We start from the raw sequence: 24091 nt of genomic DNA on the forward strand, positions 1-24091 counted from the left end.
CGTAGCCCCGCAACGCGTGCTTGAGAGACCTTGTTAAAGTTGGTGTCGACCAAGGTCACCGGAACCCCACTTCGGTCAGTTCCTCGGCAAAGTCACGGACCCAGCGATCGGCTCCGACCATCATGATGCCGTGGGACATTTCGTCGGCGAGTCCCAACAGTTTGGCGATCGGTGATGCCGCCAACCCATACACGGCGACGGTTCCCACGATGACAAGAAAGGTGACCGTGGCCAATTGATCGGCCCCCACCAGATCGAACGAACCACTACGGCGTTCGAGTTCCAACGCAAAGACGCTGCTTACGGCGGCTGCGACGATCCCGCGTGGTGCCAATGAAGCCACAAACGCTTGTTCTCGCCAATTCAGTGGTGATTTCCATAGCGAAACGAAGACCGAGATCGGGCGAATGACCAAAATCATTAACAGCAGGAATAGCAGCCCATGCCATCCCTGGGCCGTCATGTCATCGATCACGACGCGAGACCCAAGCACGATAAACAGACAACCGATCAACAGAGTGCGTAAGTTTTCTTTTAGTCCAATGATGTGTTCAATGTCGAAATGATGTTGATTGGTCAACCAAATCCCCATCACGGTGACCGTGATCAGCCCGGATTCATGCGCTAGATGGTCGCTGATGGCATACAGCAACAGCCCCACCGACAGCGTTCCAATGCCGTGCAATTGATCGGGGACCCAGTAGCGACGAAACGCAGCGGATAAAAATGCGCCGCCAGCACACCCCAGCCCCATCCCGACCGCGACTGTTTTAGAGAGCATCAGCAATGCAGCACCGAGATCGGGTTCGGTCGAGTGCACCAACACGTTCTCAAACACCAACACGGCCAAGACCGCACCGATTGGGTCGATCACGATGCCTTCCCATTTCAGGGTCGATGACACACGGCGTGTCGGACGCACTTGCCGCAGCAATGGGCCAATCACAGTCGGACCGGTCACGATCAAGATCGCTCCGAGTAGAAAGCTAATCGGCCACGCTAAACCGAGTGTAAAATGGGCCGCCGTGGCAGTGCCGAAAAAGGTGATAACGGCTCCGAGCGTGACCAACCGAAACGCCGCGCTTCCCGCTTCACGCAGCTCATGAAACTTCAGCGACAAGCCGCCTTCGAACATGATCACGGCTACCGATAGCGAGACGATTGGAAAGAGTAGCTCGGGCCCCGCCTGGGCAACCGTGCCTCCGGTCAACTCGGCCAGAAACGCATCGGGCTGGACGAATTGCCCCAGCAACACTCCGAACAACAGCAGCAACAAAATCCCAGGCAATCCGGTTCGCCATGCGATCCACTGAGCCACGACGCCGAGCGATGGAACAAGAGCAAGATAAAGCAGTAGGTCCATAAAATTTTCTTCGCGTGAATTTGGATTCGCGTTTGGTTTGCTTCGCGTGTGGTTTGCATCGTGCGACGCTGGAATTCGCGTCGTCCCCATCGACAGCGGCAACGCAGCCGGTGCCGATATGGTTTTGCAGAACGCCATCGACCGCATTGGCGGCGTGAACAGTAATTGTGATACCGGGATCGTGAACAGTGTTAATGTAGCTGACGTGGCTCGCAGTATCCTAGCGGATGAGTCAAAGCGACCGCGGCTAACGCTGCTCAGCCATCCCTAGACCCCAGGTCTACGGAGATCGCCTACACCATCCCCGCTTGTAAAAAACCACGAGAATCAGGGGTTCGCCAGAGGATCGGGAGCACGCACCGAGATCAGGTCGTCGTGGTGCTAAATCCGTCCGGTTTGGCACAATCGTTACAACCGGAACGATCGACGGTGCCGAGATGCGGGATTCGGCCGGTTGCGGCAAATTTTTGGGCTCGGGTGATTTTGATAGCCCAGATTTACTGTGGAAGGAACCGATGAACCCATCGCTATCACCGCCTGTGCTCGAGCTCCACATGCCAACTCAATCAGACATTTCAGCCGACTTGATGTTTACCCCCGACACCGTTGCGACCCAAGATCGTGCGGATAGCAAGACCGAGGCAACGCTGCCGGTGCCTTCCGAGTCCACCGCCGGTGAACATCGCGAGAGCTGGAGTCTCGATCTAGTCGATCCGACGGATGACGTCATCCGGCGGACCGAAGCGACGCTCGACTTTATTGCCGAGGCCACCATCGCAGCCAACAGCGTCCAACCGCTGGACCACTACGATTTGACGATCATCGTTCCGGTCTATAACGAATTACAAACGCTGCCCAAAGTGCTCGACCGGATTGATGAAGTGATGCCTCGTTCGACCGAAGTGATCATCGTCGACGACGGAAGCACCGATGGCACAAGTCAATGGCTCGCAGGCTTAGCCCCGCGTGCGAACCGCAGAATCATTCGCCGGCGATGCAATCACGGAAAAGGATCGGCGGTACGGTTGGCGATCCGGCACAGTCTCGGTGGCGTGGTTGCGATCCAGGACGCCGATCTCGAATATGATCCAGCGACCCTATTGCGTGTCGTGTGGCCGATTCTCGACGGCAATGCCGATGTCGTGTACGGATCGCGTTACCTGGACGGTGGCAGCGATCCATCGTGGCTGCATCGCTTTGGCAACTGGATGCTGACAAAGCTCAGCAACCTGATGACGGGGCTGCGTTTGACCGACATGGAAACATGTCACAAAGCGTTCGATGGTGAAATGTTGCGAGGCATTTCACTGAAAGAATGCCGGTTTGGCTTTGAACCGGAAATCACGGCAAAAATTGCCGCGAGAGATGTACGCGTTCTCGAAGTCCCCACCCACTACGACAGCCGAGGCTATGACGAAGGCAAAAAGATCGGCTGGAAAGACGCGGTCTCGGCACTGGCGTGCATGTGGACCTACCGCAAAGGCTAGTTGCCTGGCAAATTGCGTTTGAACTTGGGTTCCTCGGCGACCGGAAGGGGCACATCGTGCTCTTCTTGGAATCGTCGGCGATCGACCGCATCTGCGTAAAAACGCAACCAAGTCTCGTTGTCCTCGACACATCGCCACTCAAGGTACTTGCCCGGAATGTCGAGTTTCTTTTCACACGAGGGCATGATGTCGCGATAGATGATCTTGTAAAGCTCGCGATCCGATAAGTGATCGGTGAACTTCAACACCACTTTCTCGGAATACAATCGATCGATGGTGTTGGCAAGCAAACGCGGCAACGTGCTGTCGGAAACCGAGTCAGGGCTTGGCAATTGCATCGGAGGATTGAACCAAGATGCGATCGGCAGGGCGGGTGCACGTTCCCAAGCCAACATCGAGGCGAGATATTCGTTTTCGGTGTGCAATGGCATCCGGTGCATCGACGAGCTATCGATCGATTCGTCACGATACGGCTCGAGCTCGTCACGCAAGCGGGCATTCGCCAACAGCAAATCGACTTCATCAATCGTCGGTTGGCTTGTCTCGCTCATATCCATAGATGGCGGTACCTGATGGGGGTAGTAGTCTTCGTGGGAAGGACGTGAGAGATCTAGGCGACGGGAAACAAATCCACGCGATTTAGATGACCACGATGTGCTTGACGCTTAGCACAAGATCGATGGTATCTGTCTGGGCGGCTGGCTCAACGAAGAATTAAGCCAAAATGACGTTTTGCGAACATTTTTGACGCACCTATCGTCTCCTGACCGTTACGAACGGAACCTCTTACCAGAAATACCCGCTGATTTGCTTGCAGAACGCTGCATGACCCGCTACCGCGTGCGTCAGCGGGACCGCAGATACAATTCGGCATGACGCTGCACCATGGCGTCGACCGTGAACTCGGTAGCGATCCGTTTTTGGGCCGTTTTCGCGAGCCTTTCCGCAAGCTCTGGCGATTCGAGTAAGGTCATCGTTTGCCGCGCAAAATCGGCGGTGTCGCCCATCGGAACCAGCATTCCACTGACGCCGGGGATCACCAAATCTTGGTTTCCCGGAATGTTCGATGCGACCACCGGAACGGCCGCCTGCATCGCTTCGATCAGCGAATTGCTTTGCCCTTCGTATTCGCTACCAATCCAAAACACATCGGCATGCGGCAACAATTCGGCCACATCCTGACGCGTTCCCGCGAATCGAACCCGTTCTGGAATCGTTACCGAATCACGAAAACGCAACAGTTCACCACGTTGCGGCCCATCCCCCAGGATCACCAACGTGGTGTCCTCACGCGTCGTTCCCAGCAATTCAGCGGCCCAGATCAGATCGCGGTAGCGTTTCTGAGGCCACAAGCGGCCGACGGCCAAGATCAACTTTCGATCGACCGGAACCTGCAACCGAGCAAACGCTTCGTCACGCTCGATCCGATTGCCCGATGGCGGTTCGATTCCATTGGGAATGACACAAAACTTGTCACGATCGATCCCATGCGCGGCATAGAAGTCGACCACTCCGGTGCTGTTGGTGGTGATCGCATCGGTGAATTTAGCAAGGCGGCGATCGACGAAAAAGTGCGATTGGGTCTTCCATGGATCGACACATCGCTCGCTGGCCATGATCCTCGGGACACGAGCCAATCGAGCCGCGGCGCGTCCAAAACTGTTGGCCGCGAAGATCCATGTGTGAACAACGTCCGGTTTCAAACGAACCAATTCACGCCGGAGGCGAAACAGGGCCGTCGGATCGGCTTTGAATCGTTTGCCGATCACCGTGACGGGGATACCTGCGGCACGCAACGACTCGCTACGCGGTCCATCGCGGGTCAGCAGGATGACGTGGACATCAAACGTATCACGTGGCAGATTCTCGGCCAACAAACTGAGTTGTTTTTCAGCGCCACCACGATCCATCGTTGGAATCACCAATGCGATTCGTCGGCTCATGAAGCAGTCTCGATCGAACTGGAATCATTGGCGATACGCGACTTGCTACTCGCTTTTTCCTGAGCGACTCGCGTCATGAGATCGATATACGCTTCGACCACTTTGGTTTGCGGACGTGATCGAATCAGGTCGCGACGGAGCTGCAGTGCACGCTGTTTTGCTTGAGGAATTTCCTCGAGCGTGCGGCGAATCGCCAGGCGAAGTGATTTGGATTTCCCCGGCGTGAACCATGCGACAGCTTCGTTTTGTGAAGCGTCCGCCGGCGGTGTGGATGCCACCGCCGAAGCCACTCGCTTGATTGGTTTACCGATCGGGGTTAGCACCGAACGAAGCTCGGGGATTTCCGCTGCGACGATCGGTATTGCCGCCGAAACCGCCGACGGCAATGCAAAATCGAGACCTTGGTGATCCCCGTGAACGAAGACATCCGCCGCAATCATCAGATCTGTTGTGTCGACAAACGAGCCGGGCATGGCGATCGAATTTCGCACGCCATCAGCACGCAAAAAATCGTACAAGGTTTGACGCTCCGGACCATCACCGACGAACCAAAATCGCAAATCAGGTCGGTTGGCAATCAGATGACGCGCGGTGGACGCCAACAAATCCATCGAACCCTTTTTCTGCATCCGACCGGTGCACAGCACCACCTCGGATTCGGGCAGGGTCGTCAAGTCCGAATTGACAGCCGCCAATCGGTTGCGGGCAGCCGCTCGATTGTCTTCGAAATTGTTGACGCTGCTGGTGAAGCCAATCTCGATTCGATGCAGCAACGATTGGGGAAATCCTTGGGCGATCATCATCCGCTCGGCAGCCGCATTTTTGACAACGATCGCATCCGCCTCTTTGGCGGTGGTCGCACAACGGCGAGCGGACCGCGAGGTTTGCCACCACGCTGGATCGCTCTGATCACCCCAGCCTGCGGACACCAGCACCGAGGCGACACCGACAGCGGCTGCGGCGTCAATGACAGCCTGTGATTCCTCGCGAATCGAATCGGCTAGAATCAAATCAAACGATCCACCGTGTTCTTTCAGCCAAGTCGTCAAATGACGCACGTAACGTCCCATCGACCAATCGCTGCGGGGAGCAGCGGCAGGACGGTGCACAGGAATCTCGCGAAAATGAAAACGCTCGGGCCACGAGGCGGCGTAGCGAGGCGTTACAACTTCGACATGCACCCCGCTGCGATACAGATCGGTCGCCAATTGAGCTAAAAAACCGGCTGCATCAAAGCAGGCATGGGGCCAAAAATGCCGCCCCACCAACAAGACTCTCAGCGATCTCGTGTTGGGATGAACACTCACGGTTGCGATTCCAATGCCGTTGCCTCAATCTCGTCAGGTTCAAGCACAGCCAGGTAGGGAAGATTGCGATACATATCTAGATAGTCTAACCCGTAACCGACCACAAATTCGTCCGGAATCTCAAAGGCCACAAAGTCGGGCCGCATCGCCACGGAGTGCTCTCGGTTTTTGTGCAACAACACGGCCGACTTCACCGTCGTGGCGCCCGAGTCCAACATCATCTGCTGAAGCCGATCGAGCGTCTTGCCGGTATCAAAAATATCGTCCACGAGTAAGACGTCGCGGCCTGAGACATCGATCATCATTTTTGAATCCACGTGCAGATCGCCTGACTTTGTCCCCCCACGATAGCTCGATGCCTGCACAACCCCAACCCGTTGTGGCATCGAAAGCCGGCGGATCAGATCGGCAAACAGCACCAAACTGCCCGTCATCACGGCGATCACTGTCAAATGTCGCTTGTTGCCGTAGAAATCGTCAATCTCGCTCGCCAGACGCAGCACGCCCTCTTTCAATTCCGTCTCGTCTAACAAGATTCGCATAACACCATTCCTGGAGGCAAAGGAAGCAATAACCGGTGGCAACTTGGGAAGTTTAGGGGCAGATTGCCTTCGAATCGAGATCGATCGAACGAAACAATTGCAATGAGTCGAAAAAGAAAAGACCGGCGGATGGCCACCAGGGACGGGGGCCCATTTGCCGGAGCTCCCTCTTTTCCAGGGATCACCACCGCTGTGCCACACAACGCAGCGGTTCGCATCCCCCTCGATTCGACCGTGATTTGACCATCGAATGACAAATTCTCAACGCCTGGAAACTGTCCGAAGCCGTCTGTGCCAGTGGATTAACGACCAGTGTACCGATGCCGTTCAAGAGCATGGGCCGGTGAAGGTGTTGTCAGAGTCGCTGCTGATTCGTGATGGTTTCTTCTGTGGACGCTGTTTTCGCACCGAAGCGTATCGAGCAGTCTGGTTTATCGAAGAAGACGAGCTAAAAATCTATTCCAATTCGGGCTCGCTGGAATGCGTCTTTACCGGTCACGAAATTGATCAGGTCGAAGAAGTTCCATCGGCCAATGAATCGATCATCCGGATGCCCGAACGAGTCACCGAAACCGACACTCCCGTGCGACGTGCCGCGTGATTGGTGGATAAAACGTTCGGTTTAGACCGGGCGAGGCCCCGCGCCGCACCGCTACAAACGCCACCCGTTTAGTGCCAAAGTCGATGGCATTGGGCTTGCGACGCTCCACTATAAAAATCAGCTGGTGGGGGCGAAAATTGACGGCATTGCTGCTAAACGCTTAAGTCTACAAGCCGCCAACAGGCTGCCGATTAGAAACGAGTTGCCAATTGCACTGCCGAGTCGAGGCAGCCGTAAGGCTGCGGGCCCTACACCATCCCCGCTTGGCGGGTTATTTGTTTAGCCATGCGGCGGGCTACCAAATCGGTCTAGACGCTCGACTGCTTTCTTATCTAGAACCGGCAACGCGTGCGAGGCTTGGACGCACCACGTAAAAAAAATCAGCAAACAAACTAGGGATGGAGTGTTGGAATGAACGTAAATTTCTTTGAATGGCTGCGAGACGGTGTACGCCAATCGGTGCTATTGGGCGTCAGCGATGCGATCGAGCAAATTGGGACCCCAACCGACAGCGACGACTTGCACCCCAATGTCGCGGCGCTTTTGGCGACCGACACCGGGACGACCAAGGGAACTCGCGGCAAATCGACGGCGGCGAGCAAAAAACGACTCGGCAAATCGCTCAAAGATATGAATTCAAGCGACGCGTAACGCCGCGTCAAACCGAAATTCGAGGGTAACGAAACTCACACGCGAGTTTTGGATCGTTCGGCAAATAAAACGAGAGTCGTGACGACAGCCGCGACGGCGATCCCACCCAATTTTTCGCTTTGATCAAGCACTAACGTGGCAGCGAAACGTGACGGTGGTTGGACAACTTGGTTTGGCGGCCAGCGTCAGTTGTCCTCCCACGAGTTCCGCACGTCCTTTCATCGACCGAATCCCAAAGCGGTCCGAAGAAACATCTTGGGGGTCGAATCCGACCCCGTTGTCCTCGACGACGAGGGTCAACGTTTGATCATCGACATTGGCGGCGACGCGAACTTCCGTCGCCATGCCATGACGTGCGGCATTGCGGATCGCTTCAATGGTGATTCGATAGGCCGCCGTGGCAACGTCTTCGGGCAACGCCATCGCCGCATCAGAAACATTCCACTGGATCACAGTGCGACGCTGAGCTGCATCGTCGAGAATCCGCGTCAGCGTTTCCGCAGCGGCCGCTGACCAAGTTCGATGCCGCAATTCCGCAGGGTAGGCCGCCCCCAGAATTTGTCGACCGGTCTGCAATGCCTGGTCAACCCACTTCGTTATTTTTTCAAGCTGCTCGCGGCGTTCCACAGCCGCCGGATCCGAATCGCCGGTCGGCTCGCGATCGTGGCGATCGATCAAGTGATGCAGACCTGCCGAAGCCCCAAAGATTAACGGCAACAGCGCGTCATGAATCTCGTGACCAATGGCCGCCCGTTCGGCCTCGATCAAACGCGAATTTTCAAGTCGTTGATCGTCGCTCGGCTGGAAATCGGCTGCGCTCAACCAAACCAACCTTTCTTGTCGAAGCTCGCCATTGCCTTCTCTTCGCCTTCTTGAATATCAAAAAGCTTATTCAGCTTGGTGATCTTGAAGACCTCCATCACGTTTGGCGAAACTTCACAAAACTTTAAACCCACCCCTTGAGCTTTACAACTTTTATTGAGCATCACCAATTTGGTGATCATTGCGGAGGACATGAACGAGACGCCGCGAAAATTGAGCAGCATCTTTTTGTGAACCGCTTGTGGGACCGACTCTTGAAGTTCGCGTCCAACCTGCTCGATGCGTTGACTGTCAAGAATCTTGCTGTCGGTAAACCCAACCAACAAAATATCATTAACTACTTGGGTGGTGATTGCCGACATACAGTGCTTTCGAAGGATGGGAAAGGGGAAAGCGGGTTCCCGTCCAGTGACGGTTTCCCCTAATAGATTATCAGCCGAAACCGCTGCTGGCAATTCACCCACACCAAGCAAACGACGTGGAAAAGCGATTAAGCGAATCGCGTCGGCACTGGATTTCTTCATTCGCTGCATTCACGATGCTGATCGCGGCCTAGGGATCAAAATCATCAAGCTGATCGACCAATGAATCCAGCCGGTCCGAGGTGGCCGGACGAGTGACCGACGGGGTCACCGAACCCACTTTGTCGTCGGCTCCCGCAGCCTCGGTCCGCTTTCCAGGACTCACATCCCCGGACAACGGCGGCAACGATGACGGCGTTTGCGGTTCGGTAGTGCGCTGCGGCGCGCTAGTGGACTGCGGCGTCACTGCGGGCGAGGACGTTCCCAACGACAGTGAGAACGTTTTCACCTGCTTGCTCGCATGCAGACGCAAAACCGATTCACGCAGCCTCTTGGCATCCGCAAACTGACGCAAATCAAAGGCGTAAATTCGCCTTGATCGCTGCGTGGGATCGGCCACGGCGTCGGGATCGTCTGGGTGCGGCCAACGCACGGCATCAATGCCAATCGCCTGCAATGCCTGAGTTGTCTGCGAAGCCGTTTGCCAATCCAACACCACCACGTCGCCGCTGATCGACTCGAGCGTTAGATGATCCGTCGAAGCGATCGAAACCGATTCGAGTCGGTTGACTAAGGTCAAATCAATCTCGGGCAACCCCAACAACTCGCCCAACACTGCATCCACACTGCAACCAGCGGTCGTCGCGCTGTCTTGTTGCAATCTGTCTTGTTGCGATCTGTCTGGCTGCGATCCCCCAGTCGACGCGTTGGAATCGACAGAGCCTTGTAGATCAGGGGCTGGGGGCGATTGAACGATCACGACGCTCAAGCGAACGGGCATACTGTTGTCTCCGAGATGTTTCAATCAAGTCGTAAAGGTCAAACCAAAGGTCGCGCAGATTCGTTTGCGGACCTAGCGCACGCCGCAGCAATTCTCGTCGCACTTGCGTTTGTTCGGACTCAGCGAGCGACGCGATCAACCATTCCGTCAACTCAAGTATCGTGTTGGAATCGAGCGTCGTGTCTCGCAGCGTCGCAAACCCACGATGCGAACGATGACTCGTCGCCAACACCGTTTGTCCCCAACGCTTCGCTCGCCGCCGAACGTACGCCACGGACCACCACGATAACTGCTCGAGCCCGTCGATGATCAACAATCCCCTGTGCTGCGACTCCGTTCGGGCCTCACGCTGTTTCTCAGCCACACACTGAGCCATTTTTCGTTGATGAATGGAGCGTTCGGTCGCGGCGGCAAACCATCGGCGACACGATACATGATCCAGTGAAACCGATTGCGACGGGGGTTGATGCAGCTGAACTTCGACAACTTTCGTGAAGCGGTGCATCAGCCGTGGCACGAGCGCGCGAATCAACGTTGACTTGCCCGATCCATGAGGCCCCGTGATCAGATGCAATGGGGCGTCACTAATCCGTTGAACCAAGTCATCGAAGACGTGCTCCGCATCCACCTGCTGCGCAACCAGAGACTCGAATTGATACTCGATTGCCCCGGGACGAACGATTCGGGTGCAAAACGGATTGGAGGCATGAAAATCCACCACCGTGCCTAGGGCTTAGTATCGCTTCGCGCTCGAAGCGGTTGCCAACCGGCTCGAGCGACTGTGATGGACAAAGCCTTTTTTCAGATCCAACGATTTCTTGACGTCGGCGGGCAAACGCGATGGATTCGCACTGTCCTGGTTCGTCATCTCGCATCCTAGCGGCGCATTGGCTCGCAATCGGTTGGACACCAAATGGAACGGTTGTTCACTTACCGTTTCACGGGCCCCAGCGACAAACAATCGCAGTCGCAGACACCAACACACGCGAATCAAGTGACCATGATAGCTCAGCGGCGTGTAAGGCAATTTGCACGACAACGACTGAGTCTCGGTGAGTCCGGCTTGCCGCAATTGTTGTTCATCGAGTCGGTGAAAGTGATGAACATGCAGATCTTCGTCGCCTTTGCCTTCGGTATGCCAAAGCACAGAAATTTCGACACCTTGGACTTGATCCAGCGGTACTCGGCTGATTCGCCAACGCGCCGTCACTTGGTCTCCCACCTCGTAAACCGCATCCTCCCGACACAACGCTACATTGACCGCGGGTTGCGTTTCGGTGGCAATCCGGGTGGATGAACGATGACGGGGAAACTTCGGCAGAACGATGGCCAAGGGCGTGACTCTCCGGAAACGACGATCTTCCAGCGAATTGCATTATGAGAACCAACAAATGAATGCATGACGTTCTCGGGAAGTTCGATGGATAATTGTTGTTCCCAAGGGGCCTGTGGGTCAACCGCAACGTCTCGCTGATTTAGGATTACTTGGCTAAACGCTTCGTATTTTTCCACCCTTACGTCCGTCCCTTGGCGATAAAACGTCTCTTCCTCGCAACATAAGAAAATTTTTAGCCGGCGAAGTTTTAGACGTCCCATTTGGCAAACATAGACTCGATAATCGTCGCCGGGGACCAACGGATGATGGCTAATTTCGACAATAGTCGCCCCAACCCCCGCAATCCGTCGCACTTGGGCGATGAATGATCGGAACGCCCACAACCCGATTCCACCTAACGGCAACAGCAAGAATGTCAAGATATGACGGGGGCGGTCGTAATATATCCCCGAAACGACAACGGCTAACAAGACAAACCAAACCGTGTTCCAAAGCAGCGCCAACAGCGCCGGGCCCATCACGCCGCCATCGTCTGGGTTGGACATTGCCAACCGATAGGTCAACCGTTCACCGGGACTGTCGGTCAGCAACCGACCCTGCGGAACACTGGGCAATTTGGAATCGTCGTCCACCGCAGGACCGATGATTTCGATCGATCCGCTGCGGCTGGCCTTTGCCGACCGACGTTCGTGGCTGGTCGCCAAACTGCTGAGCCGGATCAGCAGCCCGCCACCGCCACTGGCGATGGCCGCCAGCGAGAGAATGCCAAACACCCAAAAGCTGAGTGAGCTCGAAAGGGTCTCAGCCGACCCTTCGAGTGCCTGTTCGGGGGCAAATCGAGCGATCATGACGACCGAGATGCCAAACACGCCCAGCAAAAACAGCGAAACATAAAAGACCGCTTCGCCCGCCAATCCACTGAGCGCATGCCCTAAACGTCGCTTGCCCCGCTTCTTGCTCCATGGCTTTGGGAATCGGGGCATACGTGTCTACGAAACCACCGCAGTGACTTCGCGACCAGGACGATAGAATCCGAGCTCTTCAAGTGCCGCGTACACTTCTTCGAGCGTCTTTTCACCAAAGTTGCTGATCCCCAGCAATCGCCGCGGAGTGGCGTTCAAAAGATCACGGACCGTCAAAATCCCTGTCTCTTCCAAACAATTGGTCGTTCGAACCGAAAGCCCCATCTCCGCAATGCTGAGGTCCAATCGTTCGCGGCGAAGGCGTGCTTCCTCTTCCGCTCGGCTCAATGGAATACGTGTCATTGTCTTCAACTCCCTTTTCAACAAATTGCCAACAAAATGCGTCCACACTGAATCGCAGAGTTTGCCGTTTGCCACACACAAACGATGCCCCTTGATTCTGGGCCGAGATATTAGGCAATCCTGCGACGCAAAGCAAACGTCTTCGCGAAAATTTCGTCAGCAATTTCCCAGCAAAAATGCTAGCAAAGAGGGTTTGGCGACCGACCGGCGGGGTTAAGGGTTGGGTACAGTCATCGGCTCGGAGAAGTCGAGTTGACCGTCCAAGGACGGACGGGTCTCGGACGTTGACGGCGGCTGCGACGATCGAGGGACGAAAATCCGACTCGATTCAAGCGCTGCGGCGTCGTCATCGCTTGCCGCCGGGGTTGGCGTGGTGGGAAGCATCTCGACGTCTCCACTGTACGATGGCGAATCGGGTTCGAGATCCGAAAGGGATCGAGTTTCAGCACCTGAATAGGGCGACTGACTTTGCCACGATTCGGGCGACAACATGACTTCCTTGCTGTGTGGTTGCTGCGCCATCGGGACACCAATCAATCCAGGGGTCACCGGAGCGATCGTGCTGATCGTTTCAGGATGAGGGCAGGGAGTTTGGCACTTGCAGCAGCGGTCGCATGTTTGCGTGGCCTGCCAAAACATCAACTCTTCGCAAAACGTGCGGCCTGCGACGTAGATGCGATCCCCAGGCAGCAGTTGATAATTGGTAGCGGTGTCACCCATTTGCGTGATTTCGCGATAGCAAATCGGCAGTGTCACGCGACATGAATGAGACGAGGTTGGACGTGCCAGCAAAAGTTTGCAAGGTGCTGCGTCGCTAGTCAAACCACCGGCCGCCAAGATGCCATCCAACACGGTTTCGTAACCGGTCAATGGGTAGCTGCCGGGTGAATTGACTTCACCGAGCACATAGAAGCGATGCATCGCTTCGAGCAAGCGAATATTGATTTGGGTTTCTTCTTCGCCTTCTTCGATCAACGTTTGTTCAACGAGCGCTTCGGCATCTTCGAGCGTCAAACCGGCAACGACAACGCGGCCGTAACCGCCTAGATCGATGCTGCCGTCGGTCATCACGTGTTGATCGGCGGGCAATCGCACATCGCTGTCGAGTTTCACCGTTTCGATCAACAGCACGTCGCCCGGTTCGAGGTAGTGAGCTTCGACCACCGTCCGGTTGAGTTCACGCGGCAGATTCGCAGGGCTGGGCGACCGTTGCAAAAGCTCTTCGGTCTGTTTGGTCAGATAGTGCCCGGTCGGAAACAGCGAAAGCCCTAATGCGCTGCACCCTACCAAAGGCATTAGCAATACGGCGACGAGTAAAGTGCGGAACATGATGGGTAGGCCCCAAGGCAAGATAAAAATCGACTGAATTGATCCAGTCGGTTTTATCGTCCTAACAAGAGGGGCATCGCCGGTGCAATTGAGATGCTCGTGTATTTCTGCGTAAACCCTAAGGTTTCGCAGAATTTGGGAAACTCCGCTTCGAAAAATGCCACTGTCATCGACGTTTATCTCAAGTGAGCGCGTTCAGTGAGCATGACATCGAGGCGAGTTAGTCTTGGTTTTCGAAGGGGTTTTCCGAGCCGAACACGGCACAATTGATTCCCAAAACCTCGCTGATGATATAGCGTGCCACTTCGTCTCGAAGTGTCGCGAGCGGCCGCAACCTCAATTTCGGGTCGCTAAGCGTGCCTGCGACGTCGACATAGATGGTGCGGTTGCTAAGCAATTGATTGATACGGATGAAAAGAGCGACCGGCGAAAGCGAGGTAAACGAGGCGATTTGCAGGTAGACCTCCATCAATTGACTGGTTTGGAAGTTGCCGGTCGAAATCACCGCCTCGACATCCATGCGTAGGTTATCTAACTGTACGTAGCCATCGGCCCACACTTTGAGCTGCGGGCTACTGAGGACAAATTCATCGATGCGAGCCCGACCACGGGTGATGGTTCCACTGAGCTGGCCGTCTTCAATTCGAATTCCGGCCAGCGGAACCGCGCCGAGAAATCGCTGGGCCTCGCTTAGCCCTGGGATCGCCGAGGCTTGCGAGCCATCCAATTCGGTGGAAAAGGTTCCGCGTAGATCTGCACTGCTAGCAATCGCTTCGCCCCCCAGTACCAACCTGCCGCGGACTTGACCATTGGCGTAGGAAAAGCTTCCGCCTCCCGCATCAGCGATAAACTTTGCAAAATTAACCCGCTCAAACGACCATTGGCTGGACAGATCGAAACGGTTGGGGCGGTAGGATGATTTGAGCTTCGCAACACCTTGCAATCGACCGCGAGCGACCTCGCCATGAATCGAAGAAAACGATGCATCCCATTGCCCGCTACCGAGCGAGTAGGAAGCAAGCATTCCGCTATTGGCATCGCCGACGGGAATGCCAGCGACCACGGCATCATGTGCTTGAACCGCACCTCGTGCCCGAATGGATCGCCCACCGGTAACGTGAAATTGGCCTGACAATTTTCCATCGACAAAATCGGCAACCGATTCCGACAACAAACGAATCGACGGGGATGCATCGACTGCGGCGACTTGAACATCGATGTGGCCATCGTTCTCTAGCAAATCCCATTGGCCACGCGCCGTGATCCGTCCTCCGCCGTAAAACCCGGCCACTCTGTCAACATCGACGCTGCTGCCGCTCGTACGTAATTCGATCTCCAGCCGGCGGGTAATCTGCACGGTGCCCAGCGCCAGATGGTCTAGCTGAATTCGAGCGGTCGACCGCAGCGGCGAATCCGGCTGTGATGACGCAACCGTACCTTCCAATTCAGCTTCGGCAGCCAATCCAGCTTCGGCAGCCAATTCGACTTCGGCGGACGCCAATCCGCGAAGTTGGCGGAATCGGGGTGCCAGCCATGACCGCTGCGGCAGCAGCACAACGATCCGATCGATGCGAATTCGATTGACCGACAAACGGATTTGCGAAGGGCGTTGCCACAGGTCTTGCCACGTCATGTCGTCTGTCACGTTGGACTGCGTTACCACATTGACATCGCCCCCGAACAGATTTCCTTCAGCCGTCAGCTTGAACGACTCGTCGGATTTTGAAATCACAAGATTCATCTGGCCAATATCGGCATCGCCCACTTTGATCGCATCAAGTTGGACTTGGACATCCCCGCTTTGATCGGCCAAACGGCTCCAATCGCCTGCCGGTAGGGTCCAATTGATCTCGCCCGATGAATTGGCCGAAACAACCACATCGGCTAGCGAAAACAATTGGGCATTGACGTTGGGCGACAATCCTTGCCAATTCAAATTCAATGTGCTGACGCCTTGATTGCCGAGTGACACCGAGGCGTCCCCAGAAATATCGCCACCAAATAGATGGGCGTCGATTTCAGAGAGTTCCCAGCGTTGATCCTGCAAGCTGTAATTGGCTCTCACATCCTGCACGATCAGATCATCACGTGGCGGAGTTCCCCTAGCACCGACAGGCTCGAGTTTCAAATGTTGTTGATCAAACTCGAACGCATGTTCGATTAACCCCAGATCAACGCCCGCGATACTTAGTTGGGGTGACGCCACTTGTCCGGACAGCATCCATTCCTGCTGCGCTAATTCGCCGCTAGCGGTCGCGTCCAAATCGACTTGCCCCGCCGCGAAACGGTTGGCGTCGGCACCTGCAAGCTGTGCCAAGACACCCAAGGGAAGATCATTCGCGCGAATTGCAAACGAAAACCGCTGCTGCCGCTCGAGTTCGATTCGCCCCTGCAAAGAAGCGGACAAATCTGGGGCCTCGGTCGAACGGATCTGCAAATCATTGGCGATCAACACGCCATCGGCAATCGAGATCGATGCCGACTGAACATCCAATGGCAACGCGTCGCCACGTGCCAAAGAGTCGATTCGTAATTGTGTCATCGCATTCCAACTGCGGATTTCACGAATCGTTTTCAGCGGCGCCCGAAACTGAATCTCGCCCGAGACCACCCCATGCAGTGGTTGCTGATCGTTACGTGCCTGAATGGCGAGAATCAATTGATGCAGCGGCTGGATCGCCACCGACTCCGTTGTGATCGCGGCATCGATGTCACCGAGCGGCGACAACTGTAGCGTCGCAGCCCCGCTGACCCTGCCGGCGCCGGGGCGGTTGACTTGACGGGCCGCTGACGGACGGGCCGCTGACGGAAGGGCCGCTGACGGAAGGGCCGCGTCGATCAAACGCCCATTGATTTTGTCCACCGTCATCACGCCATCGGCGATCTGAACATGTGTTTGGAAATCTTCGAGCACCAATTGCTCGAGTTTTAACCGCGGCGAGCGGACGAGGCCTTCGAGTCGATATTTCTTGGTGTCGGTCAGCGCGGTGAGGGGGACCGAGACGTTCAGATTGACCGAAACTGTCCCCTCCATTTCAATCGGAATCCCGATACCCAACCGCTCCAAACGTTCACTGAGTCGTTTGACATCGACCGAGTCGAAATCCCACGACGTGGTCCAGTAACGGGTATTGTCGTTTGCAGCAGCCGGTTTTGGCCTCGCAGCCGCCGGGTTTTGAGCAAAAGCCTCGTTTCTGCCCCCGCATGCAAGCATGATTCCCAGAATCCCGGCGAACGAGATCCATCGAGCGAGAGCGTGTACGGCTGGTCGCATCATCATGGTGAATTAGGTCTAGGGGGTGAGTGACAGAGTTCGGTCTCATTAATCTAGATCGGAAAACAAGCCCCAAAAAGCCAACGTTCCTGTGCGAAACCATGGGATCCGAGACCATGTCGTTGCAAAAACAAGACCAATTTTGTGTGCCGCCGCTCACGGACCACCCGATTAGCGGGAATTCAAAAAAACAAGAATTACGGACGGCAAACTCCGTCAAAACGCATTAAATGCGGGGATAGACAGGTCATAACGCGCAGCAACAGCACAGCGATTACAAGGATTCGAAGCGACAGTTTCCGGCGTCCGAATCAGTATATTTCGAGCTTCGGGCTTGGGAGAAAAATCCTGCCAAGCTATACATAGGGGTGAATCGGATAGCGCACGCGTACGACTGTGTCGGTAAGCTACACTGAATTAGCTTGGTCGATACCTCAATTCACAAGCAAATTCCCTCCGGAATGCTATCCAAAATTCAACGATATCCCATTGTTTTGCTGGATTCGCGCGGATCACGTTTGATGCGATTATTGGGCTCCTATCACGAATTTCACGTAGGCTGCCGACGCTCCACCCTGCTGCTGCGACCGACCAAAACACTACAAAACACAAAAAATTCTACCCAAACAGTTATCCATGAGATCTGATCACTGGAACTTTCTTGCCAATCTCCTGGGCACTTCTGGCTCAAGCGATTCCCCAAAAAAGAAAACTTCTTCTCCTCCATCGTCTAGCTCTTCTGCGGAACCCGAAAAAAGCAAAGCCGAGTCCTCCCCCCCTTCTTCTTCGCATACACCGGACTCGGACGAGAAAAAAACCTCCGCTGGGGGATCTGGGCCACAACGACGCAGTGCTCCGAGCCCCGTCAGCAGCGAAAAGTCGGGCGAGTCGCCGAAAAGTGTCGAAGACGTGCTCGAAGCGTTGCGTTCGCCAACTCCACCGCAAAAAATCCCTGGATTTGGCCCTCCTAAGAAAACAGAATCGATCGCCAAGCCAGCTGCACCCTCAAGTCGAGAGGCGGAGGCGGCCCCCAAAAAATCGTTCCAAGATCGCCCTCGCAATCCCGTCGGGACGGCGGGTTTGCAAGAGAAATCCCAACCGGCCGCAGCGGCGGAAGAACCCGAAAATGCCGACACCGATCGTGCTTGGGGTAGTCTCGCCAATCAATTAGGCGTGGCTGTTGACGATGATTTTGCAATCGATCGGGAATCCAAGCCTGAGCCCGAGGTTCGCCAAGAACGCAGCACCCCAGCGGAAAAACGCGATCCCGAGCCTGCCCCCGCAGCCAAAAGCAGCGGCTTTGGTACCGGATTGGGACTGGATATTTCGGACGACGATGATGACGTCAGCGAGGCAGACGTCAGCTTCGGTGCTCCTCGTCAATCAAAACCGGCTGCCGATAGCCGTGGACGATCGACCGAATCAGCCAAGCGCCCCAAACGGAATCGTGATACCGAATCCAAGGCTGAGTCGGACGACAAATTCATTTCGAAGAAGCCCTCGTTCGAAGATAAAGATTCCGAGCGGAGCGAACGTGGCCCGCGACGTCGGGGCCGCCGCCGTGGCGTCCGTCAACGGATCACCGAAGAAGAATTGGAACGCAACGAAGGCAAATCCTCGCAAACAGCAGAAGCTGTCGACAGCGGCGACGATTCAGGCCGTGATCGCGGAGGCCGAGGCCGATCTTCTCGTGATTCCTCTCGTGACTCGCAGCGCAGCGCTGCTGCGGAAAGCGGACGCCGTCAACGCAGCGCGGCGAAATCAGCGGACGAACCGAGCAACCGCTCCGATCGCCCACGCTCGGATCGTGGCCGCAAGGCGAACCGCGATGCGGATGAGGGTGGTTTCGGCTCGAACCTGTTTGTCGACGACATCGACGATGACGAACTGCTCGTGGACGACCAAGACAGCGAAGACACCTCGACCAAGTCAGGTGACGCCGCTGCGGATCGCGACGAAGACGCACCGCGACCTCGCTCGCGACGACGTGGCCGTCGCGGCGGACGACGCGGACGCAATCGCGATGATTCCAATCGCAGCGAGAACGAAGCAAAAGACGTCGACACCGATGACACGAAAGACGCCTTCGGCGAACTTCCCTCGTTTGTCGATGACCTGGAAGACGACGAGGAAGCCGAAGCGATTCGTCGCGAAAAGTCGCGTTCCCAATCGGGCCGTGGATCACGTGGAAACCGAGATTCCAAGGGTCGCGATTCGGCGGATCAGGACAACGCTTCGGACACCCCGTCACGTTCGCGTGGTCGGGGACGGCGAAGCGAGTCGTCCGCTGCCGGTTCAGCAGATCGTCCTAGTGCGCCGACCTGGCTCGAAACGGTCAGCATCCTGGTCGACGCGAACGTGGAAAACCACAAAAAGACGCCTGCCCGTGGCGGCGGCGGTGGCCGAGGACGCGGTGGCAAACGCCGCTAAGGATCGCCCCTAAGAAAAAGAGCTAACGGTCACAGCGCAAAGAGATCACTGCTGCGTTTGCAGCAGCTATGTCTTGCAGTGGCCGTTTCCAAGAGACCTGTTTTTTAACTCAGGTCTTTTCCTGAGGGACGGTTCCCAACCAACCGTTTTTCTGTCAGAATCACGCGTCCTCAGTGAAATGAATCGTGTCCGAAAGTGGCGACCCTTGCGATTGTGAATCGTGAACCTGGTCAGGCCTTAACTGGAGCAGCCATAAGCGGTGTAGCTCTGTGTGAGGGTCGCCTCTTTCGGACATGTCGTTTCACCTCAACGCGTTCCGCTTCTCGAACGTTTGGCAGCCGAACAAACGCAAGATGCTTGCTCGCGAAGCGTTGAAAAACCATTACGCGAACGCTTTTGCCCCGCACCATGCCTGAGTCTTCCGGTCAGCAGAACGCCTCTTCCCAAGACTCGTATGTGGTGGTCGCGCGGCGTTATCGCCCTCGCGCGTTTGATCAACTGGTCGGCCAAGACCACGTGGGCCGTGCGTTAAAAAACGCGATCGAAACCAACCGCGTAGGCCATGCCTATCTTTTCACAGGGGCTCGCGGAGTCGGCAAGACATCGACCGCCCGGATTTTCGCCAAAGCACTCAATGATCCATCCGGCCCGACTGCCACGCCGGACAACGACACCGATGTGGCGCAAGCGATTGACGCGGGCGAAGACGTTGATGTGATCGAAATCGATGGTGCCAGCAACCGCGGGATCGACGAGATCCGCTCGCTGCGTGCCAATGTGGGTGTACGTCCGAGCCGCGCGCGGTACAAGATCTACATCATCGACGAAGTTCACATGTTGACCGGGGCGGCCTTCAACGCGTTACTTAAAACGCTCGAGGAACCGCCCGAGCATGTGAAGTTTATTTTCTGTACGACCGATCCTGAAAAACTTCCCATCACGGTGCTCAGCCGTTGCCAACGGTTTGATTTTGCACCGGTCGAAGTTCCCAAAATCGTCAATCGGCTGCGAGAGATCGTGCACGCCGAGAACGCCGAAGCGGACGACAAGGCTCTCGAACTGATCGCGCGGCGCGCCGCCGGATCGATGCGAGACAGCCAATCGCTGCTCGAACAAGTCCTCAGCTTTAGTGACGGCAACCTGACAGCCGAACAAGTGCACGCGATGCTGGGCACGGCGGACGACGAACGGCTGCATGCGTTAGCGAAAGCGATGGCCGAGCGGGATGCCGCCGAGGTGATCCGCCAACTTGATGCAGGCATTGACGCCGGAGTCGATGCGGGGCGTTTGGCAGAACAACTGCTTGCTTATTTCCGCGACCTGATGGCTGTGACCGTAGGCTGTGACGCCACCTTGATGCGACACACGTCGACGGCACTCTATGACGAACTCAATGAGCTCGGTCAACGATGGGGGCTGCAAACCGTATTGGCAGTGGTAGGGTTGGTCGACCAAACGCTCGTGCGAATTCGCCACAGTGTCTACGCTCGCGTGTTGCTCGAAGCCACGGCGATCCAAATCTGCAACCTTCCCGATTTGCAACAGATCGCCGACTTAGCTGCTGCTGCGGATTCGATTGCGGCCTCGCCGACTCATCGCGGCTCAGCTGGCGAAAAAAAAAACACAGTAGCTAACGCCGCTCCGCCTGCTCCGCCCGCATCAACGGGGCCCTCGCCTGCTGCTGCCACGAGCGCTACACCGGCACCAAGCCCCGCTGCGACGCCTGCAACTGCAGCTCAAGCCCAGGCCACCGAACCGACGAGAACGCCTGCGGAAAACCAAGCAAAATCGCCGGAGGACAACGGCACCTCGCCGCCACGCACGGCAGTCACTTGGAATCAAGCCAACGCCGAACGGATTTGGCAAGAAGCGATAACGATGGTCGAACCGATGACCGAAACCCTAGCGAGGGCCGTTCAGCGTGTTGTCGCCGAAGAGGGCAAGCTGCGATTGGTCTTTCCCGGAGAATCCAAGCTGGCGTACAGCCGCTGCGAAAGCCCCCAACATAAGACGTCTCTGAATTCCGCCGTGGCTAGATTGGCCGGACGTGACATTGCCCTCGAACTGCAATTGGCAGCACCGAAACCGGTTCAAGCCAAGGCGGCACCGGTCGAACCCGGCAAGGCGCGAATGCAACGCATGAAAGAGATCGAAGCCAACGCAATGGTGAAATCAATCGTCGAGGTCTTTGACGCCGAGATTGTCAAAATCGAGAAGCCACGCTGACCCCTGCGGCGAAGCGCTCGTGCCGGTAAAGCTTGCGTCTATGAACGTGCGATGATTAAGTTGCGGTAGCGAGGGGAGCCAGACTTTCAGCACTTACAAATCGCAGGTGCCTCCGTTTGGCGTAGCGCAGGCTCGAGAAAAAACGCTACGCCAACAACTCGATCAGCGACTGCTGCAATTCTGGTGAACTCGAGACACAAAAACGCGGCTCCCAATCGTCAAATTCCGATCCGTCGTACGAACTCAGCGACGCCCCCGATTCGCGAGCAATGACGATGCCAGCCGCGGCATCCCACGAGTGCACGCAGGTGGCCCAATAACCATCCAACCGGCCATCGGCGACGTAACATAGATTCAGCGCACACGAGCCAAGTCGACGCAGCGCTCGCGTTTTTTCGAGCACACGAACAAAGCGTGCCACGTCCGGCGAATCACCCTTGACGCCTGCTGGAAAACTGCACGCCATCATGCTGTCGTATAGATCTTGTTGACCGCTGACATGCATGGGGCGACCGTTGACAAAGGCACCGGCGCCATCGATCGCTGTGAACATCTCGTCGCACACGGGATCGTAAATCACGCCCAACCGCATCTTCCCAGCGGCATACAACCCGATCGAAACCGCGAAACTTTGCAATCGATGGACGTAGTTCACGGTGCCATCAAGCGGATCGACGACCCAGCAAGGAGGGGCGTCATGTTTGCCCAGACGCACCGCTTCGGGAGGCTCATTTTCACCCTCCTCTTCGCCCACAAAAACATAGCCCGCGAACGCATCCATCAAGATCTTGCGAACCGCTTTCTGCGAAGCGAGATCCGCATCGGTCACGAGATCCTTGGGGGCTTTTTCACGAACGACTCGGTCATCACGGCGAGCCATTAATTCAACGGCGCCGGCTTTGGCCGCAGCCACTGCGACCTCGAGATGCTGCTGATCCATCCTAAACTATCACTCAAATTCTTCGAGTTGCCTGAGCTCTTCGAGCCAGACGCGAATGTCATTGTCGTACTCGGTCGCCATGTCGCTGCGGATCAATTGACGATGAAATGCCGCTGCGCCTTGCTCGACATGCTCGGCCGCTTCGGCGCTGGGAAAGCGACGATTCGGGTCCGGTGCGATCAGCCCCAACAAAAAGTTCATCAGCAATTCGTTTCGCAGCACATCGCCGGGCAAAATCGTGTGCAACCGAGAGGGCAACTCACGTTTGGCTTGCAATAATTGCCTTAGGTTCTCAAATCCGTTGAACGGATTCAAGCCGCTTAACAATTCGATCAACACATAACCCACGCTCGCCAAGTCACTGCGTGGCGTCGCCTCGTTATTTTCGAGCACTTCGGGCGCCGCATACACCGGCGTGCACTCGCGATCCCGCGGCGGATTGGTGAAATCAAACGCGGACCCCATGTCGATCAACTTGGTGTGCCCGGATCGCTTCAGCATGATGTTCGCTGGTTTGACATCGCCATGCACAATATTTTCGCGATGGAGGGCCGCGAGGGCAGCCAAACATTCTCGCACGATCGCGACTGCCACGCCTGCCTTGAATCGCGACTGCTCCATCCCGTCGGTCAAGATCACCTCGTTGATGTAATCCCAACGCCGCTGGCTGACACGATTGTGCAACAGTTCTAAACAGCTAGGCGAAACCAGCTGCCGCAAATCGTAACCATCAACCCATTCCATCATCATGATGCGAATGCGGTCGCGTTCAAAGAAGTTTTGCACATCAAGCAAATTATCGTGCTGAATCAATGCCACCCGAGCCGCAACCGAAGCGACCCGCGCCATCGATTCTTCGTAGGCACGTGCATCGGTGTAGCGTTCCGGCGAAAAGACTTTCATCGCCACCGGAACGGTAAACCCATCGGTACCTCGGTACTCGGTCAGATACACTTCGCCCTGGCCGCCCTGACCGAGCAGACGAAGCAAATGATGATGCCCCGTCCAACTGACCTTCGGCGCACGGGTGAGGTCATCGTAGCGACGCACCAACTCTTTATCGGTATTACCATGAGCCGACCCATGAAGAGTCACCGTAGGATTCGGCTCAAATCGTGTTGTCGCTTGCATATAAGTGCCGTCCATCCTTGCTTTCATCAGACGAGCCCCCCCCTAATGTTATTAACGGGTACCCGCTCGATTTGTACTGTAAAAAAGTCCCGCCTACCAACAAGTTAGGAAAACCAATCTCCCAAAAGGTGATGACAAATAA

The 24091-nt window shown here is 56.0% G+C and carries 22 protein-coding genes and 1 other RNA gene; 7 read left to right on the plus strand and 16 right to left on the minus strand.

Annotated elements, in window-relative coordinates:
* Window positions 1-55: 55 nt before the first annotated feature.
* A complete protein-coding gene (locus RMSM_RS29320; RefSeq protein WP_236622350.1) occupies window positions 56-1363 on the minus strand; it encodes a cation:proton antiporter in 1308 nt (435 codons plus the stop codon).
* A gap of 37 nt (window positions 1364-1400) precedes the next feature.
* Between RMSM_RS29320 and RMSM_RS40245 the strand changes: the two genes are divergently transcribed.
* Window positions 1401-1634, plus strand: a complete 234-nt coding sequence (locus tag RMSM_RS40245; protein WP_144058048.1) for a hypothetical protein — start codon at window positions 1401-1403, stop codon at window positions 1632-1634.
* Window positions 1635-1917: 283 nt separating this feature from the next.
* Window positions 1918-2850, plus strand: coding sequence for a glycosyltransferase family 2 protein (locus tag RMSM_RS29325; RefSeq protein ID WP_201767095.1), 933 nt, complete (start codon window positions 1918-1920; stop codon window positions 2848-2850).
* Here the strand turns inward: RMSM_RS29325 and RMSM_RS29330 are convergent.
* The 4 genes from RMSM_RS29330 to hpt all read right to left on the minus strand — a co-directional run bounded on the left by RMSM_RS29330 (window position 2847) and on the right by hpt (window position 6642).
* The gene (locus tag RMSM_RS29330; protein ID WP_040770085.1) at window positions 2847-3401 is read right to left on the minus strand and encodes a hypothetical protein; all 555 of its coding nucleotides are present in this window, start codon (window positions 3399-3401) and stop codon (window positions 2847-2849) included. The genes RMSM_RS29325 and RMSM_RS29330 overlap by 4 nt on opposite strands.
* Window positions 3402-3695: 294 nt before the next feature.
* On the minus strand, window positions 3696-4793 hold the full coding sequence (locus RMSM_RS29335; protein WP_008705954.1) for a glycosyltransferase family 4 protein: 1098 nt from the start codon (window positions 4791-4793) through the stop codon (window positions 3696-3698).
* Window positions 4790-6100, minus strand: coding sequence for a glycosyltransferase (locus tag RMSM_RS39390; protein WP_040770069.1), 1311 nt, complete (start codon window positions 6098-6100; stop codon window positions 4790-4792). Before RMSM_RS39390 ends, RMSM_RS29335 begins: the two co-directional genes overlap by 4 nt.
* Entirely contained in the window at window positions 6097-6642 is a 546-nt protein-coding gene (gene hpt, locus RMSM_RS29345; RefSeq protein ID WP_008705956.1) for a hypoxanthine phosphoribosyltransferase, read from the minus strand. The genes RMSM_RS39390 and hpt overlap by 4 nt, the downstream gene beginning before the upstream one ends.
* Before the next feature lie 250 nt (window positions 6643-6892).
* Between hpt and RMSM_RS29350 the strand changes: the two genes are divergently transcribed.
* Window positions 6893-7243 carry a hypothetical protein gene (locus RMSM_RS29350; RefSeq protein WP_040770071.1) on the plus strand — a complete coding sequence of 117 codons (351 nt, stop codon included), beginning with the start codon at window positions 6893-6895 and terminating at the stop codon, window positions 7241-7243.
* 411 nt (window positions 7244-7654) lie between these two features.
* On the plus strand, window positions 7655-7894 hold the full coding sequence (locus RMSM_RS29355; protein WP_008705960.1) for a hypothetical protein: 240 nt from the start codon (window positions 7655-7657) through the stop codon (window positions 7892-7894).
* A gap of 123 nt (window positions 7895-8017) precedes the next feature.
* On the opposite strand, the gene RMSM_RS29360 is transcribed toward RMSM_RS29355, so the two are convergent.
* From RMSM_RS29360 to RMSM_RS29400, 9 genes are all read right to left on the minus strand, one after another.
* Window positions 8018-8716, minus strand: coding sequence for a sensor histidine kinase (locus tag RMSM_RS29360; RefSeq protein WP_008705962.1), 699 nt, complete (start codon window positions 8714-8716; stop codon window positions 8018-8020).
* Window positions 8713-9240 carry an STAS domain-containing protein gene (locus tag RMSM_RS29365; RefSeq protein ID WP_236622351.1) on the minus strand — a complete coding sequence of 176 codons (528 nt, stop codon included), beginning with the start codon at window positions 9238-9240 and terminating at the stop codon, window positions 8713-8715. Before RMSM_RS29365 ends, RMSM_RS29360 begins: the two co-directional genes overlap by 4 nt.
* 28 nt (window positions 9241-9268) lie before the next feature.
* On the minus strand, window positions 9269-10018 hold the full coding sequence (locus RMSM_RS29370) for a hypothetical protein (RefSeq protein WP_040770075.1): 750 nt from the start codon (window positions 10016-10018) through the stop codon (window positions 9269-9271).
* The gene (locus RMSM_RS29375; RefSeq protein ID WP_008705969.1) at window positions 9969-10736 is read right to left on the minus strand and encodes an nSTAND1 domain-containing NTPase; all 768 of its coding nucleotides are present in this window, start codon (window positions 10734-10736) and stop codon (window positions 9969-9971) included. Before RMSM_RS29375 ends, RMSM_RS29370 begins: the two co-directional genes overlap by 50 nt.
* Window positions 10737-10751: 15 nt before the next feature.
* Window positions 10752-11267 (minus strand): hypothetical protein, encoded by a 516-nt coding sequence (locus RMSM_RS29380; protein WP_052031864.1) that lies wholly within the window; start codon window positions 11265-11267, stop codon window positions 10752-10754.
* 2 nt (window positions 11268-11269) lie between these two features.
* Entirely contained in the window at window positions 11270-12337 is a 1068-nt protein-coding gene (locus RMSM_RS29385) for a hypothetical protein (protein ID WP_008705973.1), read from the minus strand.
* A gap of 6 nt (window positions 12338-12343) precedes the next feature.
* Entirely contained in the window at window positions 12344-12619 is a 276-nt protein-coding gene (locus RMSM_RS29390; RefSeq protein ID WP_040770093.1) for a DNA-directed RNA polymerase subunit alpha C-terminal domain-containing protein, read from the minus strand.
* 213 nt (window positions 12620-12832) lie between these two features.
* A complete protein-coding gene (locus tag RMSM_RS29395) occupies window positions 12833-13948 on the minus strand; it encodes a polysaccharide biosynthesis/export family protein (protein WP_008705978.1) in 1116 nt (371 codons plus the stop codon).
* A gap of 220 nt (window positions 13949-14168) precedes the next feature.
* Window positions 14169-17228 (minus strand): translocation/assembly module TamB domain-containing protein, encoded by a 3060-nt coding sequence (locus RMSM_RS29400; RefSeq protein WP_008705980.1) that lies wholly within the window; start codon window positions 17226-17228, stop codon window positions 14169-14171.
* Between the two features lie 903 nt (window positions 17229-18131).
* Between RMSM_RS29400 and RMSM_RS29410 the strand changes: the two genes are divergently transcribed.
* From RMSM_RS29410 to dnaX, 3 genes are all read left to right on the plus strand, one after another.
* Window positions 18132-19652, plus strand: a complete 1521-nt coding sequence (locus tag RMSM_RS29410; protein ID WP_008705982.1) for a hypothetical protein — start codon at window positions 18132-18134, stop codon at window positions 19650-19652.
* A gap of 194 nt (window positions 19653-19846) precedes the next feature.
* Window positions 19847-19941, plus strand: an RNA gene (ffs, locus tag RMSM_RS37890) — signal recognition particle sRNA small type.
* Between the two features lie 119 nt (window positions 19942-20060).
* Window positions 20061-21878 (plus strand): DNA polymerase III subunit gamma/tau, encoded by a 1818-nt coding sequence (gene dnaX, locus RMSM_RS29415; protein ID WP_052031865.1) that lies wholly within the window; start codon window positions 20061-20063, stop codon window positions 21876-21878.
* Between the two features lie 145 nt (window positions 21879-22023).
* Here the strand turns inward: dnaX and RMSM_RS29420 are convergent, their stop codons facing one another.
* Together RMSM_RS29420 and RMSM_RS29425 are read right to left on the minus strand one after the other, a co-directional pair.
* Window positions 22024-22818 (minus strand): inositol monophosphatase family protein, encoded by a 795-nt coding sequence (locus tag RMSM_RS29420; protein ID WP_008705988.1) that lies wholly within the window; start codon window positions 22816-22818, stop codon window positions 22024-22026.
* A gap of 9 nt (window positions 22819-22827) precedes the next feature.
* Window positions 22828-23949, minus strand: a complete 1122-nt coding sequence (locus RMSM_RS29425; protein ID WP_040770098.1) for a serine/threonine-protein kinase — start codon at window positions 23947-23949, stop codon at window positions 22828-22830.
* Window positions 23950-24091 lie beyond the last annotated feature (142 nt).

The sequence above is a fragment of the Rhodopirellula maiorica SM1 genome, from assembly GCF_000346295.1.
In the GTDB taxonomy this organism is placed as follows: domain Bacteria; phylum Planctomycetota; class Planctomycetia; order Pirellulales; family Pirellulaceae; genus Novipirellula; species Novipirellula maiorica.

Bases quoted from the DNA above. Each gene is read 5' to 3' on its own strand.
- RMSM_RS29320 (WP_236622350.1), bottom strand. From the start codon at position 1,363: ATGGACCTACTGCTTTATCTTGCTCTTGTTCCATCGCTCGGCGTCGTG.
- RMSM_RS29325 (WP_201767095.1), top strand. From the start codon at position 1,918: ATGCCAACTCAATCAGACATTTCAGCCGACTTGATGTTTACCCCCGAC.
- RMSM_RS29330 (WP_040770085.1), bottom strand. From the start codon at position 3,401: ATGAGCGAGACAAGCCAACCGACGATTGATGAAGTCGATTTGCTGTTG.
- RMSM_RS29335 (WP_008705954.1), bottom strand. From the start codon at position 4,793: ATGAGCCGACGAATCGCATTGGTGATTCCAACGATGGATCGTGGTGGC.
- hpt (WP_008705956.1), bottom strand. From the start codon at position 6,642: ATGCGAATCTTGTTAGACGAGACGGAATTGAAAGAGGGCGTGCTGCGT.
- RMSM_RS29350 (WP_040770071.1), top strand. From the start codon at position 6,893: ATGACAAATTCTCAACGCCTGGAAACTGTCCGAAGCCGTCTGTGCCAG.
- RMSM_RS29355 (WP_008705960.1), top strand. From the start codon at position 7,655: ATGAACGTAAATTTCTTTGAATGGCTGCGAGACGGTGTACGCCAATCG.
- RMSM_RS29365 (WP_236622351.1), bottom strand. From the start codon at position 9,240: ATGAAGAAATCCAGTGCCGACGCGATTCGCTTAATCGCTTTTCCACGT.
- RMSM_RS29370 (WP_040770075.1), bottom strand. From the start codon at position 10,018: ATGCCCGTTCGCTTGAGCGTCGTGATCGTTCAATCGCCCCCAGCCCCT.
- RMSM_RS29385 (WP_008705973.1), bottom strand. From the start codon at position 12,337: ATGCCCCGATTCCCAAAGCCATGGAGCAAGAAGCGGGGCAAGCGACGT.
- RMSM_RS29390 (WP_040770093.1), bottom strand. From the start codon at position 12,619: ATGACACGTATTCCATTGAGCCGAGCGGAAGAGGAAGCACGCCTTCGC.
- RMSM_RS29395 (WP_008705978.1), bottom strand. From the start codon at position 13,948: ATGTTCCGCACTTTACTCGTCGCCGTATTGCTAATGCCTTTGGTAGGG.
- RMSM_RS29400 (WP_008705980.1), bottom strand. From the start codon at position 17,228: ATGATGATGCGACCAGCCGTACACGCTCTCGCTCGATGGATCTCGTTC.
- dnaX (WP_052031865.1), top strand. From the start codon at position 20,061: ATGCCTGAGTCTTCCGGTCAGCAGAACGCCTCTTCCCAAGACTCGTAT.
- RMSM_RS29420 (WP_008705988.1), bottom strand. From the start codon at position 22,818: ATGGATCAGCAGCATCTCGAGGTCGCAGTGGCTGCGGCCAAAGCCGGC.
- RMSM_RS29425 (WP_040770098.1), bottom strand. From the start codon at position 23,949: ATGCAAGCGACAACACGATTTGAGCCGAATCCTACGGTGACTCTTCAT.